This is a genomic window from Photobacterium phosphoreum (genome assembly GCF_002954725.1).
GTDB lineage: Bacteria > Pseudomonadota > Gammaproteobacteria > Enterobacterales > Vibrionaceae > Photobacterium > Photobacterium phosphoreum.
In genome coordinates, this window is sequence record NZ_MSCQ01000002.1 from 684363 (window position 1) to 698655 (window position 14293).

Genomic DNA, 14293 nt, shown 5'->3' on the forward strand with positions numbered 1-14293 from the left:
AACTGGCGCACCAAGCCCTCTACTTATCTCTTTGGTAGGCATAAGCTCACGAATGTGGCAGACCGTCCAGCGCATCTTCGGAAAACTGAAGAAATCTGATTCAGGTTGCATGATCAGTTTATCTTTTGGTATAGGAAACCCTTGCATCCAACCGAGCTTGATGGGTTCGGAATCACTGGCACTGAGAGGAACCGACGATCCCTCACTCGCCCAAAGATTAGAAGCAAAGGTGGTAGCACAAACAGCAAGGGTGACAGCGACTCTAGTAGTTAAAGACGACATTAATGAATCCTCCTATCCAATTGGGTGCATTTCCGCCAGCGGCACCTGTAATGCCAGCCCCCGGAATGGAAATACTTAATCCTGCAGTGAGATAAACGTTAGGTGTGACAACACGATTGTATTCAAGAAAAAAATCATCTGATAGATGGGCATTGGTGACACCTGAAACCACGGACGATAATCCATTTGAGAAGTCTAGCCGAGTCGCTTGTCCAAATTGCAATGGGCTTCGAAGCTCAACCGCGCGAACATGGGCATAACGCAAAGTGATAGTATCTTGCATTGTCGGCGTGATGCGAACACTGAGATTGTGTGACTGCACATTTGAATTAATAAAAACCATCGCCGACTTTGAACCTGTTGCCCAAGTGCTTGGTGAACCATCGTAATAAAGTGGGTCGAAACGCTCGATGCGAGAAGTATTTGGATTATCGCCAGAGAAGATCTGGTACGAGTAACCCAAAGTAGGTCGCCATGAATAACGCGTGAAAACATACTCGGATTTGATACGCCCTCCCCAAGCACGAAGGTTAATGCGGTCGTTCCACTCATAAGTGACATCAAGCGCTAAACTTAAGTTACTCAGATCACCACCAACACGCTCTTTTTTGCCATAGAAGTTTACTGCGTTCAATTTGGCACGAGCATCAGCAATAATCGTTGGTGTCCCCACTCCACTGGGAGCGGCCTTGGGATAAGCAGCCTTCGACTTAATAACATGGATATAAGTCAATCCTGTGTAGCTGCCATCCTCGCCATCCCAACGTAGATCTATGCCATTGAACAGATTCTTGGTGTCGTTGGACGGTATCTCATTAGGGGCAAGATAAAAGGCTGTCGCTTTAATGCCACTTCCCGTTAATTGCACGATAGCGGCTTTTCCCCATGCTTCTCGAGGACCAAACTTAAGGGCGCCGCGCTCAAAGCCATCGGAACCACCGTTAGCAATTAGCATTCCTGTACCCAATTTGAGCATACGAGGTCCGAACGAGGCTTCGATATTCCACTCATCCGTTAACGTTGTTCGATAGCCGAGGTATATTTCCTCTATAGTGACACTGCCAATATTACTGGCAGCAAACGCGTCCGTCCCTGCGGTATAAGAAGCCACTGCTGAAACTTTACCAAACCAACTGGAGTGTGGTGAGATATGCCGTTCAAAACTGATACCAGGTTCAGTGTAGATTTCTAACCAATTTTCGTCTGAGTCAAATTCAATGTTGCCCGTCGCCAATTCAGCAAGATCCCAAAAAAGATTTCGTTCAGCGACGGCATTTACACCGAATTGAAAATGACCACGCACTGTCAAATCTTGCGAGTCAAAAAATAACATCGGATCAGACTCGCTCGGCGGTGACTCGATGGTTTCTGCTGATACTGGCGAGCCTAAAGAGATGATTCCTGCCGATATTACGACAAGCAGAGCAGTATGAATAATGGGGTTATTCTGTCGAAAACGGAAAAGAGTGGCTTGTTTATTCGGGCGGTGCAGAGCGCGTATATTACAGTTACAATGCATTCGTATTCCTTTGAAACCAATTATTTATCTAGGAAAACACCGCCATAATGAAGTATTAACATGCATATTTATATGATTGCGTTTTTATTAAGGGTAGCTAATAAATGCTAGAACAGAATTAATTGATTTAAATTCATACTGATTAGGAGTAAAGAAAAGGTAATAGTAAACAGTTCCCAGCGACTTATTTTCACGCTGGTATTAATATATTTAAGAAAGATCCATATTAGCCAAATAGCGTATTTATCTGTAGACTACATTTTTGAAATAGTGTGTTCTTTATTTGAATAACGTTTACACAAAATAAAAATAATCTTAACTTACTCAACATTTAATCACGCAAAATAACAACATCTCATTATAATTAGTTAACAGTTGATTAATTTAATGCTAGTAAACCTTAATCGTGCATGAATAAGTCTTTGACTTAATACTACTAAAGGAGAATCTAATGTTTCAATAGCGTAACTTGAACCCCTTTACAGTCAGACGTAACATGCGCACACCATTATTTGAGAGGACACCGCTTTGAACACACCCAGTCGGTACTGGAATGAGATTTTTCCTCGTTAATCTGCCCTCCCTTGCCTTTGCGCGTGAGTTGGCAATGCTTAACTGCCAGCATGCACAATCCCTTATGTTCATTGCTTCTGTTTAAATCTTATTATTCCAGTTTTGTATTGGTAGATCCTGTATTTATCAGTGTCAAATCGTGTTTTAAAGTGTTCTTTATATCATCGCCATTAGTGGAGATATGAGACATGCTGAACGCATACACATTAAACGACCTACGTTTACAACGTTTAAATTTAGAAGCTAAAGATCCCATTTCATCAGCATTATGGGTTGATCTCATCGAGCCCAATGAAGCAGAACGAGAGCGCGTTCAACAAGAACTAGGTCAAGGCCTTGCTACTCGCCCAGAACTAGAAGACATTGAGGCCAGTGCGCGTTTTTTTGAAGATGAAGATGGCTTACATATTCACTCATTCTTTTATTTTGAAGATCTGGAAGATTATGTAAGTAATGCGACGGTTGCTTTTACTATTCGTGATGGGCGCTTATTTACCTTACGCGAACGTGAATTGCCAGCCTTTCGTCTTTATCGTATGCGTGCGCGTACACAGCGTTTACAACAAGGCAATGCTTATGAATTACTGCTCGATCTCTTTGAAACAAAAATAGAGCAACTTGCCGATGTTATTGAAGATATTTACAGCGAACTAGAATCGATAGGTAAAACCATTTTAGGTGGTAATAAACCGGGTGCTAATTTTGATCAAGCTTTATCGCATCTAGCAAAGCAAGAAGATGCGGGATGGAAAATTCGCTTATGTCTTATGGATACTCAACGAGCATTAAGCTTTTTAGTCCGTAAAGCACGTTTACCCGAAATTGAATTAGAACAAGCGCGTGAAGTCTTACGCGATATTGACTCTTTGTTACCACATAATGAATCTTTATTCCAAAAGGTTAACTTCCTGATGGATGCGGCAATGGGCTTTATTAATATTGAGCAAAACCGCATTATTAAAATCTTCTCAGTTGTATCTGTGGTATTCCTTCCGCCAACATTGGTTGCCTCTAGCTACGGAATGAACTTTAAGTTTATGCCTGAACTTCATTGGGAGCTCGGCTACCCCTATGCACTAGGGCTGATGGTCTTAGCTGGTTTTGCACCTTACCTCTTTTTCAAACGTAAAGGCTGGTTATAAGCCGCTTTACTTTACGCGAGAAATGCTAACTCTATCCCTACGTCAAATAACAAAAAGCCCATAACGTTAGTCGCTATGGGCTTTGTTTATTTAACGTTGAACATTATTATTTAGCAATAATGTCGCTGTTATAGTGCTTTAACACCTAACTTTTCTAGCACTAGCTTAAAGTTAGCTTGACGCTCTTTCGCATTATGTACTTCACCTGTCGAACAAACAGAATCTGGACAACCACGGTTCACAATACCTGAAACATCATCAATAAAATCAGTCCCTTTTAGGCCACCATCAACATATTTTTTCAGTTCGTTATAGTAGTTCCAGTCGGCATATTGACCGCCAACATCAGAATATGCCTGAACCGATGTTACCCAGTAGAATAAACCTGCGATCCATTTGATCTCTTTGTTCTCTTCTGAACTACAAATCAAGCCTGGGTTCGAACAAAAATCAAGATCAGCATACAGTGGGTTTGCCGGTGGTGCTTCAACGGTTACGCCATCAATTGTTTGACCAATTGTTGCTGGATCAACATGTGAACGTCCAAGGTAATGGTTCAGCGTACCAAAGTTCTGACGACCTGTAGTTTGAATAACACCACGGCCCCACCAACCACAACCTTCAACGTCTTCTTGGCTGCTGCCATCCCAAATGAAGCTACCTGCTTTTTGGTCAACGTACGTTTTACATGTATCACGTTCCCATACTTGCTTAGACGTATCTACAGAGGTTGGTACATCGTTACAGTGACCGCTGTTTGTCCAACGACCTACGTTACCATTAACTAATAAACCACGCTCTTCAAGTACTGCATTTGGAGCAGCAAATACTGGAGCTGGTGCGCCATACCATTTAGCATGAGTTAACGCACTTACTTCCATTTTATCATCACGAGGACAAGAGTAAGCGTGATCTAAACCAGAGATAGGGTTAACACCGTAATCTGCGTATTTTTGTTCAAGTTGACCACAGCTTGCAGACATTGGGTAATCTGTCGCAGCACCGTATCTAATCTCAGCCCAGTTGTTCTCATCACATGCATTATAACGAATCGTTTCTTGCATACTTTGTGCTAGGAACGCAGCAATCGCCACTTTCGCGTATTTGATGTTGGTTGCATCATCAACACTTTCATCCAGTAGCCAGAACTTGTTGCCTGCAACACCCACGTTATGCATTGCATTCAGACCAGTCATGAAATCAGCCCACTTATAAACAGTAGACGGAACCCATTGTGATTGAGGCGTTTCGTACAGGAATGCCGTGTTGTTCATTGTATCTTCAGCATTAGCCAGTTCGCTGTTTAATGCATCAATGATAGTTAATTGACCGTTTTCTGTTGATTTACCAACATAGTACAGCGGCATTTTAGCTTTTTTGTATTCTTCGATTTTAACAGTTAAGTTTGCTGTATCTTTATCAAATACGATAGCAAATACGTTACTGAACGCTGCTTTACGCACTTGTGGTTTGCTCGCATTATCACCCATGAAATAAGCAGAAGCTTGATCTGTAGGGATATTGTTTAGCATTACAGGCGTTTTAACAAAATCAGAAACTTGCTTAACGTACTCCAGTGCATTATGCCATTGGTCGCTAGTTAGAACTGCCGTTGAACTTGACTTAGTGAACGCAATGAAATCAGCTTTAGTTGCAACATCTGCTTTGAACAGCTCTAGTTTGTCTAGTAGTTCAGCACTGTAGTTAGATGCTTCATCCCAAACAGATTGTCTGCCAGAGTGAGTATCAAACGCGAAATCACCAATGCTTAGAGACCAACCGTAGTTTGCTTCTGGTGCTAGCGTAGAGATGATTAGGTGGTGCGCGTTAGCCCAGCCTTTCAAGTCATTGCTAAGAGCGTTGATATCATCAATGTCAATCTTGTTGCCAGTGATGTCCATCGCTTTAGTTAGCGCTTCTTTAACCGCAATGCTGTTTGAAGACAATGCCTTATCTTGCGTTGCTTGATCAAGAACATCAGTGTTGATGATGATTGATGCAGAGCCAGCTTGTGCCGCAGTATTCATGATAGATACAAACGTACTTGTTAGCTTACCAAAATCAGCTAAATCAGCACTGTTGCTTGCTTCAATAGTTAGCATTGCAGGTGCCGCAGACGATGGGCTAGCAACAACTAACGTGTTTGGCCAACCTGCGACTTCTAGACGAACAGGGTCCATTGGGTTTGGTAGAGAAAGAAGCGGTGCTGTACCAGGTTCTGTACCATCACAATTTAGGTGAAGGGCCCATGTATCATCGCTACCAGGAACAGATGCAGTCCAGTAGTTCGCAGAGTAAGCGATATTCTTGTTAACCATAATGTCGCCACCAGTTGCGTGATCGCCACGTGTCCAGTCAGGGTAAACATTAAAGTCTTTACATAAGTCACCTGGAGTTACAGGTGGCTCAACTGGCGGTTCAACCACATCTTCTTCAACAGCGATTTTTACACTTGTTGTAGATGAAAGATCTTGAGCATCAGTAGCGATAGCTTTCAATGTTACGTTACCAGCTTGGGTAGGCTGAAAATTACACGTAAATGTGTTGGTATTAGCAGCATCAAACGAACAGATTTCTTTGTTGTTTGCGGTAACAATCAGTGTCGTTAAATCGTTATCTGCATCTGTCGCATTAACAGAGATAGCAACGCTTTCAGTTAAGTTGATTGTCGAGCCATTAGTTGGCGTAACAAATTTAACTACAGGCGCAACGAAATCTTCAGTTACTTCTGCTTCTACAACTACAGATACTGATTTTTGTTCGATTTTTTGGTTATTTTTATCGAATACAAATACGTTAACTACCGCATTACCTGCTTCAACTGGAGTCCAAGCGTGAGAGTACTGAGTGTTATTCTGGTTAACTGCTTTTTCAGCTAGTTTTGTGTTGTTTACCCAAAACTCAACTTTAGCCGCTTGGTTACCATCAACATGTGCATTGATAGCAATCGTTTCATTTGCTTGAATAACTTGACCAGTTGTTGGTGCAAGAATAGACAGTTCAGTTTCTTCTGGTTCAGGATCAGGATTAACTGGCTCGTCAGAACATTCTGTTAATGACCAGAACCACGAACTTGCGCTTGGCGTTTCCCAAACTCCAGGGTTGTTTTGAGCGATAAAACATTGGTTTTCGTATGAAACAACGTCACCATTTGATACTTGAGTTTTACCAGGAATAAAAGGAATAATGTCGCCAAAATCAGGGTCTGGGGTTGGCTCAGGATCTGGTGTCGGATCGGGATCCGGTGTTGGCTCTGGATTAGGTTCGCCTGAGCATACAGCTGCATCCCAGAACCATGAATCTACAGTTGGAGATTCCCATATACCGGGGTTATTTTTAGCAACAAAACAATCGCCATTGAAAGAAACCATTTCTCCATTTTTAACTTTTGTTTCACCAGGAACAAAAGAAACGATATTAGCATTAGTTGCATATACATTACTGCTAAGCATAACGCTGAATAGAGCGGCTGTTATTTTATTTATTTTTCTCACTTTACTTCCTAAGTATGTTCACTCGTATCAACAGAACTAAATATTTCATCCTCTATGATTCTTAATAGTTGCATTCCATACAACCAACTTATATTCAGTGTTTTGTTTTCACTAATGAGTATTATTAACCAATACGATTTATTTATATCATAATATAATATTATACTTAGTATTAAATATACCAATGGATTTATGTAACAAACAATTAAACAACGTCAATATTTGTAACAAAAAATTAAGAAGCGTAAGAGCCTGTAACAGGTGTGATAATTAGCCCTCATCATGACTCTAACCACACGAACTAAACACTTAGTCTCATACAATCATGAATAACTAATTATTTTAGATTAAGGCTTTTTGTCAGTCTAAAATAGGGTAAAATAGTGCCATGATAGCTAACGCATTAGATAGCAATTTTTTAGACAAGAATAAGGTAAAATCAATGGATTACCAGAATTACTACGAAGCCATGATCGAAATATTGGTTGATAATTTTGATACCGATATTGGCGAGTACAATGGTAAAATTGAATTGTCTGTCGATGAATATAACGACAGTTGTAGTATTGCTAAAAAGTTCAATGTTGCTTATAACCCTGAGCATACTGTGCTAGAAGTATTACATCTATCAACACCTGACGTTGCCGAGATAACGTCTTATCTTGTTTCAGCGCCAGCATTAGGATGTCTAATTGATTATCTAGAAGATGAACTTATTGTTGATTTTGAGGATTAATAATCTACGCTAACATCTTAAATGACGAAAAAGCTAACGGCGATTGTCGCTAGCTTTTTTATTAAAGACAGACGATAGATTTATTACAATCTTCATCCACATTGATAATATTTTACAAGCAAGATCGTACTTAAAGATATTAATTATTATAAATATCAATTGAAGATTAATTTATGTTCGATACCATAGGTTATTCATTACACGTAATCGTTATTCTATAGCATAAGGCAAAGGATGCAGCCCAAAATATATATCAAACTAGAAGATACCATTTGGAAAATTACTGCTAACGGCCAATGGCTCGCTGTAGATCCATCTGAAGTGATTAATATTGAATTACCTTTTATTACTAAACATACGCATTTTAACGATGTTATCAGTATTCACTTTAATGAAAATGAAATTTTGACCGACTTAGGTTAGGGCGACAAAGTATGATAAGGACGATGCTATAGTACTCCCCATCAAATAAATCACTACTCGCTGTTATTACAGCGGGTTTAAACAATGATCGGTATCTTCTATCAATACTCACCGTTTATTTATCCCCCTAAATGTAATACCTTCTTTTGTTGCAGATATTTTTGAGATAACGATCTCTTTTTGCATACCGCTATACAATATAAAATGACTTAATTGCATATAATTACGAACACATTTTTGTATTAATAGTATTTTCAATGCAAGATCCAGATCTCGAAATATCTAAATGGCGGCAACAACGCAAGCAAGGGCTATTTCGCTTTATTGTTAGTAATTGTCTTCCTGCTTTTTTAGGCGTAATAACAACCAATATTGTGATCACGCTACTATTTACAGATAGCAGTTTTAATGCGTTATTCGACACAAAATTATTAATCACAGTTATCACGGTTATCATCGTTACTCCGCTATTAAGTATCACCCATTGGTGGTGGAGAGAACGTAAATATCGTCTTCATAATGAAAAATATAATCCACATACCACAAAAAACAACGATGGCTAAGAAGGAATTTATCATGAAGGTACAACAAAGAATGGCAATTGGATTAAGCTCAGGCTTACTTATCGGCTCCGTTTCACCGGTATTACCTAGCTTCCAATTTTGGTGTTTTGTGATCGGATTAACCCTACTCAATTACGTTATTATTACCAAGAAAAACTAACGGTTAGCGATTGTGGCTAATTTATATTGGCATAACAATATTACAGGCATAACGCAGACGGTAGTGGTAATAATGTCACTTAATGTATGATATTTTTGATGCATCATTAGGGCTGCATAACCCACAATAGAAAGTACCATTACCCCTCTTAATTTGGGTGTGTATACAATAAAGTAGCCAATAAAGACTAATGCAATAGCTGTATGGGTACTGTAATCTAAATTAAATGCCGGCCAAATGCCTAACGCATTATCGATAAACATAACGGTGTAAATAAAAGCGGTTGATAACAATACCCCACCTAACTGCCATAAACCGAACCGCAAACCCTGTTCACGCCCAGACAATACCATGCAAATAACACACACAATAACAATAATAGGGGTATATAAATCGGCAATAAAAGCCCATTGCTCAAAAGTCATTATCACTATTTTCCAAACAAATAACGTCTATATTCACATAGATAGCGACTTATTTCATCTATTTTAGGTGCGAGGTGCGAGGTGCGAGGTGCGAGGTGCGAGGTGCGATAATTTAAATCGGCTTTATTTCGCCAGTCAAATAGCCATTTTATTCAAACGAAAAAAAGCCAGTATATAAATGCTGGCTTTTTTATAATGTGGCGGAGAGATAGGGATTTGAACCCTAGATACGCTATAAACGTATGCTGGTTTTCAAGACCAGTGCTTTCAACCGCTCAGCCATCTCTCCATGGCGCGTATAATACTGCCTATCGAAATCACTGTAAAGACCAACAAATTCCAACCGGTTAATTATCAAACACTTTATTGCTAGTTTTACTTTATAGCTACGTTTGAATAACGAAAATCATCAATTTCTGAGTAATAAACATACACTTTCTCTATTATCATAAGAGAACACTGTCTATATTTTCGTTATCTTGATAAAGATCCGTTATAATAGATATAGTTATCTCATTATTAGACTGAAAAACACATGGCAAACAAATCAGACTTTACGGACGAAGAATATCAAGCTTTTGCTCAGTTAATGGATTCCTATAATCGAACCTTCGCCATTTCACTCACAACACTCATTTTATCTATTCTAGGTTTTATTGTTGCTGAAACTCAAATTGGCTATACCATTACTGATACTATTCGCTGGATATTTGGCTTATTGGTTGTATTACCATTAACGATTACAGTCATTGGATCAAAGCGAGATTTTAATAATTTGGCATTTAGTATGCCAAAAACAATACTATATTCAGTACTTAATGCTGTAAGCCTGATTACCATCATCGCACTGGTTTTTAATCTTAGTTAAGTCTCCCTTTATTTTATATTATTCTAATTTTCTATCATTCCCTTCTGATGATAAGCCGTCAATACATCGACGGCTTATCTGCTCTATCAAAGTAACCATTGATATTGATAATCAAGTAATCGTCCGTATTTTCAATGGTGCTCATCATAATAAACAAAAACAAACCTTCACATTGTTAAGACAATTACCTTCGACATTATGGATAGTCATCATCTTACGCATATTCTCAAATCTATTGGTATTATGGGCTTATTGTTTATCTCGTCATAGCATTACAGCGTCTATCTTTAATAAATAGGTACACAGATTTATTAAGGTGACATTATTCGTATGAACCTACCACAAACAACAGATGCTCAATTTAAACGTGCGTATATGAGTGATAGTGCAGCACTTACTGAGTGTATTTATGAGAGTTCTCATGAATTAATGGATTTTATGTTCACCTCTCGTAGTGAAGCTATTCCAATCTTAACCAAACAAGTATTACAATCACGAGGACTATTTAGCCATAAATTTGGCTATATTTATCGTCACGATAATCAAATAAAAGGTGCCGTCGTCGGTTATTCTCGTCAACATATGCAGCAACAAGAGTTTGCTGGTGCTATACAACTATTACTTACTGTTCCTTTAAAACTAAAATGGCATTTATTAACAGCAGTTCGTAAAGCATTAAATAATTATGTCCCCTTACCTTCTGAAGAATCATTTTATATTAATAATATTGCCGTCTTCAGTGAATATCGTGGTCAAGGTATTGGCTCAGACATTCTTAATAACTTATGTGCATGGTTACAAAAACAAAATATTTCTAGTATTGAACTCGATGTGACCCAATGTAATAAAGGTGCAATCAATTTTTATCAACGTTATGGCTTTCATATTGTTTCGCAGTCAGGTTCGGCAGCATTAGAGCAACAATATCAGCTACCTATATTACTAAGAATGCGCTATCTCATTCCAAACAGTAAACAATCTGAAAGATCACCACACTATACTAATATCGTTAAAGAAGTTTCACGCCTTTACCCTATAGCGGTTGATGATATTTATGTTCCGGGCAGTGTTGAACAACTACAAGATATATTAAAAAACACCCATAAACCGATTTCTATTGGTGGTGGGCGTTATAGTATGGGTGGGCAGATCGCACATGCAGGCTCATTACATATTGATATGCGTGGTTTAAACCGCATCCTTGATCTTAATCTCGAACAGCAAACCATTACCGTACAAACAGGAGCACGATGGCGAGATATTCAAGCATGTATTCAACACTATGGTTTAGCTATTAAAATCATGCAAACTTATGCCAATTTCACCATTGGTGGATCATTAAGTGTTAATTGTCATGGTCGCTATGTCAGTTTAGGTCCACTGATTTTATCCATTAATGCCATTGTCTTAGTGCTTCATAATGGTAAACGAATCAACGCATCTCCCACGACAAATAGTGAGATTTTCTATGCCGCGATTGGTGGCTATGGCGCGATAGGGATCATTGTAGAGGCTGAATTATCGTTAACAACGGATTGTCATATTGAGCGTTTACATAAAAAAATGCCATTAGCTGATTACACCGCCTTTTTTCAAAAGCAAGTAAGAAACAATAATGTCACGGTCTTTCATAATGCCGACATGATACCACCAAGGTTTGATACAGTGCATGTTGTTACTTGGTCGGCAACAGACAAAGCGGTTAATGTTATTCCACAACAAGATAGCAAATTGTATATATTAGAAAAATACATGCTATGGGCTGTTACTGAATCACCACTAGGCCACTGGCGTCGTGAATATATCTACGAACCATTACTGTTTTGGAATAAAAAAATTACAACTCGCAACGAGGAAGCCAATTATAATGTCGCTGAACTAGAGCCTATTTCACGAAACCAAAACACCTACGTTCTACAGGAATACTTTATTCCTGTTAATCGAATTAATGATTTCACACCAGTCATGACTGAAATTCTCAACCGTTATCATGTTAAAGCAGTGAATGTTTCTATTCGACACTCTCATCCTGACTCTGGCTCCCTATTAGCGTGGGCTCGTGAGGAAGTATTTGCTTTTGTATTATATTATAAGCAACAAGCCAGCCAGGCTGAACAAGAAAAAGTCGCTATTTGGACACGTGAACTGATTGAAGCATCCATTAATGCTGGCGGTTGTTACTACCTTCCCTATCAACCTCATGCTCGTTATGACCAATTTCATCGTGCTTATCCTAACGCGACGGCTTTATTTGCATTGAAAGATAAATGGGATCCACACTATCGATTTCGCCATTGCTTATGGGAGAAATATTACCGTCAACATGATGATCCCGTTATTTATTCACGCTCGGAATGTCGCCAGTCTGCATTTAGGCAAGTATTTAGCTCGATTAATGGCAGAGATAATTTTTACCTTTTCCTACAAAATATTTATCATCTTTACCCTGAACATTTATTCCATGAACTGATCAATCAATGTTGCCAACGGTTTACATCCGATGAAGATATTTACCATGAAATACAATATGGGCTTACTGACATAAAAACGGCATTGGCCGATATCACTTATGCCCTTCCTGCATTAGCAAAGCAAAAGCGTGAAATGGGCCGTCAAACAAGTGAAATATTAGCCACGGCAACAACACTTGAAGGTTATCTAGAAATAGGTTCAACAGGACGCTACATTAAAACATTACAAAAAACATTACCGATCTCTGGGGCAATATTCTTATGTAATGATGTTGCGCCTGACAATTCGCTAGCTGAGATGGCAGAACGTGGCAGTATTAGCCAAGTGGGTCACTTTTTTGATTTAGCCGATTATGAACCATTACCCCCACAAATTATTGCTGATGCATCATTGGATATTGTGAGTTGTTATATTGGTTTGCATCATTGCCCGTTGAATAAATTAGATGATTTTATTGCTTCTATTGCACGCGTGTTAAAACCTGGAGGCCGATTTATTTTGCGTGATCACGATGCAGGTAATGATTCAATGCGAACATTTTGCGCTTTAGTGCATACCGTATTTAATGCAGGGCTTAATGTTACTTGGGCTGATAATCAAAGAGAATTACGCAATTTTCAAGGGATAGATTATTGGATCACCGCATTAGCTAAACATAATCTGATTGATACGCAGCAGTATCTTTTACAACAACATGATCCTTCACTCAATACGCTAATGTGCTTCAAAAAAGAATAATAGCTATTTTTTTAGTTCCACCACCAAATTTAAGACGTAAAAAAGCCCGCAATGACTTGCGGGCTTTTCTATTTATCTTCACTCAACTGGACTTATCTGCGACATGTAAATCAACAGGCCGCTAATATTCCCAATAAAGTGCCGCCAATGGAACTAAGAGGCGTTGTATGGTGGTGGGAGAAGGATTCGAACCTTCGAAGGCAGTGCCGGCAGATTTACAATCTGCTCCCTTTGGCCACTCGGGAATCCCACCGAAATTTAATGGTGCCGACTACCGGAGTCGAACTGGTGACCTACTGATTACAAGTCAGTTGCTCTACCTACTGAGCTAAGTCGGCACAAATTTCGTTACATAGCATGTTAATAATTTAACACTATGTCTTTATGTTGGCGGAGTGGACGGGACTCGAACCCGCGACCCCCGGCGTGACAGGCCGGTATTCTAACCAACTGAACTACCACTCCAATTCTTTAACTAACTCGACATACATCAGGCTATTAGAATTTGGCGGAGAGATAGGGATTTGAACCCTAGATACGCTATAAACGTATGCTGGTTTTCAAGACCAGTGCTTTCAACCGCTCAGCCATCTCTCCAATGCCGCGAATAATATAGTGCTAATCTTTCTCTGTAAAGCAATAATACTAAAAAGATTTTTAAGTGATCAGCAATTAAACAAAAGTTATTAATGGCACTCAGTTTGATGTTTTATACACCAATTTTATCGTGCAAACATTTACATACTGAAGCATATTCTCACTTACTGAGATTCAAATCTTGGAGAAAAAATAAAGAAACACTCACTAAACTAAGAGAAAATTGTTTGGTGGCAGGATCTAGCACCCTCCACTCTCAAAACCTAGCACCTAGCACCTAGCACCTAGCACCTAGCACCTA

At 39.1% G+C, this 14293-nt stretch carries 10 protein-coding genes and 5 tRNA genes; 7 read left to right on the forward strand and 8 right to left on the reverse strand.

Annotation, left to right across the window (positions count from 1 at the left end):
* Positions 1-262: 262 nt before the first annotated feature.
* Positions 263-1801 carry an alginate export family protein gene (locus BTO21_RS15305; protein ID WP_205068433.1) on the reverse strand — a complete coding sequence of 513 codons (1539 nt, stop codon included), beginning with the start codon at positions 1799-1801 and terminating at the stop codon, positions 263-265.
* Between the two features lie 761 nt (positions 1802-2562).
* Between BTO21_RS15305 and corA the strand changes: the two genes are divergently transcribed.
* A complete protein-coding gene (corA, locus tag BTO21_RS15310; RefSeq protein WP_045032029.1) occupies positions 2563-3516 on the forward strand; it encodes a magnesium/cobalt transporter CorA in 954 nt (317 codons plus the stop codon).
* 128 nt (positions 3517-3644) lie between these two features.
* Here corA and BTO21_RS15315 read toward each other — a convergent pair whose 3' ends face one another.
* Entirely contained in the window at positions 3645-7010 is a 3366-nt protein-coding gene (locus tag BTO21_RS15315; RefSeq protein WP_170064520.1) for an Ig-like domain-containing protein, read from the reverse strand.
* Between the two features lie 442 nt (positions 7011-7452).
* Between BTO21_RS15315 and BTO21_RS15320 the strand changes: the two genes are divergently transcribed.
* The 4 genes from BTO21_RS15320 to BTO21_RS20095 all read left to right on the forward strand — a co-directional run bounded on the left by BTO21_RS15320 (position 7453) and on the right by BTO21_RS20095 (position 8892).
* The gene (locus tag BTO21_RS15320) at positions 7453-7746 is read left to right on the forward strand and encodes a hypothetical protein (RefSeq protein ID WP_045032028.1); all 294 of its coding nucleotides are present in this window, start codon (positions 7453-7455) and stop codon (positions 7744-7746) included.
* Positions 7747-7980: 234 nt separating this feature from the next.
* Positions 7981-8169 (forward strand): hypothetical protein, encoded by a 189-nt coding sequence (locus BTO21_RS15325; RefSeq protein ID WP_045032027.1) that lies wholly within the window; start codon positions 7981-7983, stop codon positions 8167-8169.
* 257 nt (positions 8170-8426) lie between these two features.
* Positions 8427-8732 carry a hypothetical protein gene (locus BTO21_RS15330; RefSeq protein WP_045032026.1) on the forward strand — a complete coding sequence of 102 codons (306 nt, stop codon included), beginning with the start codon at positions 8427-8429 and terminating at the stop codon, positions 8730-8732.
* 13 nt (positions 8733-8745) lie between these two features.
* Positions 8746-8892: a hypothetical protein gene (locus BTO21_RS20095; protein ID WP_170064521.1), complete on the forward strand. Its 147-nt coding sequence runs from the start codon at positions 8746-8748 to the stop codon at positions 8890-8892.
* Here BTO21_RS20095 and BTO21_RS15335 read toward each other — a convergent pair.
* Both BTO21_RS15335 and BTO21_RS15340 read right to left on the reverse strand, forming a co-directional pair.
* Positions 8889-9317, reverse strand: a complete 429-nt coding sequence (locus tag BTO21_RS15335; protein ID WP_052672715.1) for a hypothetical protein — start codon at positions 9315-9317, stop codon at positions 8889-8891. The two genes, BTO21_RS20095 and BTO21_RS15335, sit on opposite strands and share 4 nt — an antisense overlap.
* A gap of 198 nt (positions 9318-9515) precedes the next feature.
* Positions 9516-9606: transfer RNA gene (locus tag BTO21_RS15340), tRNA-Ser, on the reverse strand.
* Between the two features lie 246 nt (positions 9607-9852).
* Between BTO21_RS15340 and BTO21_RS15345 the strand changes: the two genes are divergently transcribed.
* Positions 9853-10185, forward strand: coding sequence for a hypothetical protein (locus BTO21_RS15345; RefSeq protein ID WP_045032025.1), 333 nt, complete (start codon positions 9853-9855; stop codon positions 10183-10185).
* 330 nt (positions 10186-10515) lie between these two features.
* Positions 10516-13395 carry a GNAT family N-acetyltransferase gene (locus BTO21_RS15350; RefSeq protein ID WP_105026897.1) on the forward strand — a complete coding sequence of 960 codons (2880 nt, stop codon included), beginning with the start codon at positions 10516-10518 and terminating at the stop codon, positions 13393-13395.
* Between the two features lie 168 nt (positions 13396-13563).
* On the opposite strand, the gene BTO21_RS15355 is transcribed toward BTO21_RS15350, so the two are convergent.
* The 4 genes from BTO21_RS15355 to BTO21_RS15370 form a co-directional block, all read right to left on the reverse strand.
* Positions 13564-13648: transfer RNA gene (locus BTO21_RS15355), tRNA-Tyr, on the reverse strand.
* A 9-nt stretch (positions 13649-13657) separates the two neighbouring features.
* A tRNA-Thr gene (locus tag BTO21_RS15360) sits at positions 13658-13733 on the reverse strand.
* A gap of 50 nt (positions 13734-13783) precedes the next feature.
* A tRNA-Asp gene (locus BTO21_RS15365) sits at positions 13784-13860 on the reverse strand.
* A gap of 41 nt (positions 13861-13901) precedes the next feature.
* A tRNA-Ser gene (locus tag BTO21_RS15370) sits at positions 13902-13992 on the reverse strand.
* Positions 13993-14293: the final 301 nt, after the last annotated feature.